Here is a 4698-nt window from a genome sequence, read left to right as displayed (position 1 = left end):
GCCGTGATGGCCGCGGGCACGATGGTCTCCCGCCTCACCGGCTTCATCCGCTCCGCGCTCATCGTCTCGGCCCTGGGCGTCGGCCTCCTCGGTGAGTCTCCGCTCTCCGGAGCGGAGACCACACCGGAAGCGAGGTCCCGCACCGCGCCCTGCAGGAGGGTCGAGGTGCCAGACTGCTCCATGGGCTACTCCTGTCGGTCGGTTCAGCCCTTCTTCGGGCGCGGGGTCGGCGGCGACAGCAGCAGGCCGATGTCGCCCGACTTCAGCGCCAGCGCCGCGCACTCACGGCTGTCGCGGTAGACGCCGTCGGCTTCGACCGGGTCGAGTGCCGCCTCGATGTCGACACTCGGAACACCCGTGAGTTCCTCGATGACCTTTTCCTCGGAAGGCATAGCACCATCTCCTTGAGCTGAAGCGAGTACCTTCACCTTCCGGATCTCCGGAATCGGACAAAGCATGCCAACTTTCTCAGAATTCACTTCAATCACATTTTCAACATCTCGGGCACGAGTGGTTGAGTACCGACTGTTGAGCACCGACTCATGGCCGACTCCTCAGCGCCGGGCCACGACCCGCAGGGTGCGGACCGAGGAGTCCGCCGCGTCCGGGATGAGGACGCCGTGCTCGGCGCCGCTGCGCAGGTAGTCCAGGACCGCGTCGGTGACGACCTCGCCGGGCGCCACCACGGGCACGCCCGGCGGGTAGGGGCTGATCATCTCGGCGGCGATGCGGCCCGCGGCCCGCTCGGCGGGCACGTGCTCGACCGGGGCGAAGAACGCCTCGCGGGGCAGCATCGCCTGCTCCAGTTCCAGCGCCGAGGGCTCGGGCAGCCGCACCGGCGGCCGCCGTTCGACGGAGTCGGCGTGCTCGACGAGCGCGCGCAGGGCGTCCACCAGGACCTGCTCCGTCTCGTCGTCGTCGGCGTGGGTGATCGAGGCGCTGACCCGGCAGCTGTCCGAGCCCCCCACGTCCACCTGGCGGTGGGTGCGCAGCCACTCCGCGGCCTGCATCCCGCTCAGGCCGAGCTTGCGCACGTCGATCACCAGCTTGAGCGGATCGAGGTCGGCGGCGAGCCCCTCCTCCACGACCTCCCGGCCCATGGGCCGCAGTCCGGGCAGGTCGGCGACCGCGGCCCGGATGCGGTCGGCGCGGCGGATCGCGGCGTCCAGCAGCTCGTGCCCCTGTTCGACCATCTGGCGGCGCCAGCCGTCGAGGGTGGCGTACACCAGGGAGGAGGCGCTGGTGGTGCCGAGCAGATCCTCCCGCTGCTTGAGGGCCTCGGGCGACACCCGGTCGTACTGGAGGTGGAAGACGGAGCTCTGCTCCACCGCCCCGCCCATCTTGTGCACGCTGGTGACGACCAGGTCGGCCTCGGCGTCCATGCCCCAGGCGGGCAGCTCGGGGTGGAACGGCAGGTGGGCGCCCCAGGCCTCGTCGACGATGACGGGCACATCGAACTCGTGGCACACCCGGGCCACTCCCCCGATGTCCGCGCAGGAGCCCCAGTCGGTGGGCGTGATGAGCAGCATGCCCTTGGCGTCCGGGTGTTCCCGCAGCCGCCGCCGGACGTCGTCGGGCTCGGGCGGGTGGGCCAGGTGGCGCTCGGCGTCGAACTTCGGGTGCACCCAGATCGGCTCGACGCCGTTGACGACGACGGCGGCGATGACGGACTTGTGGGCGTTGCGCGACAGCAGCAGCTTCTCGCCCGGCCCGGCCGCCGCCAGCATGGCGGTCTTCACCGACAGGGAGCTGCCGCAGGTGGAGAAGAACGCGTGCTCGGCGCCGACCGCGTCGGCCATCAGCTCCTGGGCCCTGCTGAGCACGCCCTGCGACTGGCGGCGGTCGTCGAGTCCGTTGAGGGAGAGCACGTCGGAGCGGAACACGTCGAGCCCGACGATCTCGGCGACCCTCGGATCCACTCCCCTGCCCTGCTTGTGGCCCGGCGGGCCGTAGGCGATGTCGCCGCGGCGCCGGAAGTCCTCCAGCGCCTCCAGCACGGGCACGCGCGAGTGGTCCATGGTTCCTCCCAGGTCCGGCCCGCCGGCCGCCGCCGCGGCGTCCACGCTGTCGTGGCCCGGCGGGTACACCGACCGTGTTGCACCGGGGCACCGGACGAAACGCGGCGGGTGTCGCGGCGCCCGGCGGTGAAACCCGGCGGGGAAGGGCACCACACCCCGACTGCCGAGGAGGCCCCGTGGCCGGCACGCCGAACGACGTACACCAAGCCCTCGGCAAGGAGGTGGCGGCCCGGGCCGACGCCCTGTGGGACGTGGCCCTGCGCCTGCACGCCGACCCCGAGTACGCCTTCGCCGAGCACCGGGCGGCGGCGCTGCTCTCGGGCGAGCTGGAGCGCGCCGGTTTCGCCGTGGAGCGGGGCGTGGCGGGGATGCCCACCGCGTTCACGGCGCGCGTGGGCCGCGGCCGGCCCGCGGTGGCGCTGCTCATGGAGTACGACGCCCTGCCCGGCCTCGGCCACGCCTGTGGCCACAACCTCATCGCGGCGGCGGGCCTGGGCGCCGCGCTGGCGTTGGCCGCCGTGCCGGCGGCGTCCGCCGGGACGGTGCTGGCGGTCGGCACGCCCGCCGAGGAGGGCGGGGGCGGCAAGGCGATCGAGGCGGACGCCGGGGTGTTCGACGACGTCGACGCGGCGCTGATGTTCCACCCCGGCGTGTACGACTGGGTCCGGGCGCCGCTGACCGCTCAGGTGCAGTACCGGGTGGCCTTCCACGGCCGGGCCGCGCACCCCACGGGCAACCCGACGGAGGGCGTCGACGCGCTCGCGGCGCTGGTGGAGCTGTTCAACGTGCTGGCCGCGCTGGGGCGGCGGCTGCCGGAGGGCTCGCACGTGCAGGGCATCGTCACCCACGGCGGCACCGCCACCAACATCGTCCCCGAGTACGCCGAGGGCCTGTTCGGGCTGCGCGCCGCCACGACCGGGGCGCTGGAGGACCTGGTGAAGCGGCTGCGGGTGTGCGCCGAGGGCGTGGCCCGGGCCACCGGCACCACCGCCGAGGTGGAGCGCGCCACCGTGCGCTACGAGCACTTCCGGGACAGCGAGCCGCTGTCCGAGCGGTTCGCCGCGCACCTGGCCCGGGCCGGGATCCCGCTGTCGCCGCCCGCGCCCGGCGTGTACCTGGGGTCGTCCGACATCGGGAACGTCAGCACGCGGGTGCCCGCCATCCACCCGTTCGTGGCGATCATGGGCGAGGACGGCTCCGACCACACCCCGGAGTTCGCCGCCGCGGCCGCCGCTCCCCCGGCCCGCGAGGTGCTGGTCGCCGTGACCGGGGCCCTCGCGTGCACCGCCGCGGACGTGCTGCTCTCGGAGGGGTTGCGCGAGGAGGCGTGGGCGCGGCACCGGGCGGCGACCGGGTGAGTGCTTCCCGGCCCGGGGCGGCGGCCGGGTGAGTGGCTTCCGGCCCGGTGGGGAACCCGGCGAGCGCTGAACCCACCGACACCCTGGAGGGGGCCATGAGTCTGTTGCGTGTGCTCGGCCGTCCCATGCTGGCCTCGATGTTCCTCGCGGGCGGCCTGAACTCCGTCCGCGACCCCAAGGAGGTCGCCGACGTCGCCGAGCCCGTCGTCCAACCCGTCACCGAGCGCGTCTCGGCGCTGCCGGACCGCACCGAGCAGGTCGTACGGCTGAACGGTGCCGTGCAGGTCGTGGCCGGCCTGATGCTGGCCACCGGACGCATGCCGCGGCCGGCCGCGCTCGCCATCGCGGCCACGCTGGTGCCCACGACGCTGGCGGGGCACCGCTTCTGGGAGGCGGAGGACCCCTCGGAGCGGGCCCAGCAGCGCATCCACTTCTTCAAGAACATGTCGATGCTCGGCGGGCTGCTGATCGCCGCCGACGACACCGGCGCCCGCCCCTCGATGCTGTGGCGCTCCACGCACGCCGCCCGCGGCCTGCGGCACGACGCGGGCCTGGTGCGGCGTTCCGTCCGGGCCACCGCGCGTCCCGCCGCCGCGGCCGGGCGGGTCCGCGCCAAGCTCCCCGCCTGACCCCGGGGCGGGGCCGACCGTACCGACCGCGCGTTAGCCCTCGGGGGCCCGGGGGACCCGAGGGCTGGAGGTGAAGGACATGGGACACGGAGGAAACGTCATCGACGAGCTGGTGACCGATCACCGCGAGGTCGAGGAGATGTTCGGCAGGATCGAGGCACTGCCGTCCGGTCACCAGGACCGCAAGGTGTACGCGGACCAGGTCACGATCGAGCTGGTGCGGCACTCGGTCGCCGAGGAGGCCTACCTCTATCCGGCCGTGCGCGAGCACGTGGCGGGCGGGGACGCCTTGGCCGACCAGGAGCTGCAGGACCACGCCACGGCCGAGCGGATCATGAAGGACCTGGAGGGCTGTGACGCGGGCGACGCCGACTTCGACCGCCTGATCGGCATGCTGATGAGCGAGATCCGCTCGCACATCGCGGACGAGGAGGGGAACCTCTTCCCGCGGCTGCGGCAGGCGTGCCCGATGGACACGCTCAACGAGCTGGGCGACAAGGTCCGCACGGCGAAGAAGACCGCTCCGACCAGGCCCCACCCGGCGGCTCCCGACAAGCCTCCGGCCAACAAGCTCCTGGCACCCGGCACCGGGATGGTCGACCGGCTGCGCGACGCGCTGAGCGGTCGGGGGAAGTTCGAGTAACGCGACGGCCACAGAAGACGGGGAAGGGCCCGGCGCCGCGGCGCCGGGCC

General features: G+C 73.5%; 5 protein-coding genes and 1 pseudogene. 3 read left to right on the top strand and 3 right to left on the bottom strand.

All coding sequences use genetic code 11. The features are described 5' to 3' along the window. The 3 genes and pseudogenes from ABZ948_RS40745 to ABZ948_RS40735 all read right to left on the bottom strand — a co-directional run. Positions 1-182 (bottom strand): annotated as a pseudogene (locus tag ABZ948_RS40745) (hypothetical protein); the annotation flags it as partial. A 21-nt stretch (positions 183-203) separates the two neighbouring features. Continuing rightward, the gene (locus ABZ948_RS40740) at positions 204-392 is read right to left on the bottom strand and encodes a hypothetical protein (RefSeq protein WP_359768178.1); all 189 of its coding nucleotides are present in this window, start codon (positions 390-392) and stop codon (positions 204-206) included. A 162-nt stretch (positions 393-554) separates the two neighbouring features. Continuing rightward, positions 555-2018: an aminotransferase class I/II-fold pyridoxal phosphate-dependent enzyme gene (locus tag ABZ948_RS40735; protein ID WP_359768177.1), complete on the bottom strand. Its 1464-nt coding sequence runs from the start codon at positions 2016-2018 to the stop codon at positions 555-557. Positions 2019-2194: 176 nt separating this feature from the next. Between ABZ948_RS40735 and ABZ948_RS40730 the strand changes: the two genes are divergently transcribed. From ABZ948_RS40730 to ABZ948_RS40720, 3 genes are all read left to right on the top strand, one after another. Then, positions 2195-3376 (top strand): amidohydrolase, encoded by a 1182-nt coding sequence (locus ABZ948_RS40730; protein ID WP_359768176.1) that lies wholly within the window; start codon positions 2195-2197, stop codon positions 3374-3376. 95 nt (positions 3377-3471) lie between these two features. Continuing rightward, on the top strand, positions 3472-4005 hold the full coding sequence (locus tag ABZ948_RS40725; RefSeq protein WP_359768175.1) for a DoxX family protein: 534 nt from the start codon (positions 3472-3474) through the stop codon (positions 4003-4005). 79 nt (positions 4006-4084) lie between these two features. After that, positions 4085-4648, top strand: a complete 564-nt coding sequence (locus tag ABZ948_RS40720; protein ID WP_031116289.1) for a hemerythrin domain-containing protein — start codon at positions 4085-4087, stop codon at positions 4646-4648. The last annotated feature ends 50 nt before the right edge of the window (positions 4649-4698 follow it).

It is taken from the genome of Streptomyces olindensis, from assembly GCF_040645895.1.
GTDB lineage: Bacteria > Actinomycetota > Actinomycetes > Streptomycetales > Streptomycetaceae > Streptomyces > Streptomyces olindensis.
This window is presented reverse-complemented; position numbering and strand designations above follow the sequence as displayed.

What these genes read in the sequence shown, in the direction of transcription:
- ABZ948_RS40740 (WP_359768178.1), bottom strand. Translation starts at nt 392, where the DNA reads ATGCCTTCCGAGGAAAAGGTCATCGAGGAACTCACGGGTGTTCCGAGT.
- ABZ948_RS40735 (WP_359768177.1), bottom strand. Translation starts at nt 2,018, where the DNA reads ATGGACCACTCGCGCGTGCCCGTGCTGGAGGCGCTGGAGGACTTCCGG.
- ABZ948_RS40725 (WP_359768175.1), top strand. Translation starts at nt 3,472, where the DNA reads ATGAGTCTGTTGCGTGTGCTCGGCCGTCCCATGCTGGCCTCGATGTTC.
- ABZ948_RS40720 (WP_031116289.1), top strand. Translation starts at nt 4,085, where the DNA reads ATGGGACACGGAGGAAACGTCATCGACGAGCTGGTGACCGATCACCGC.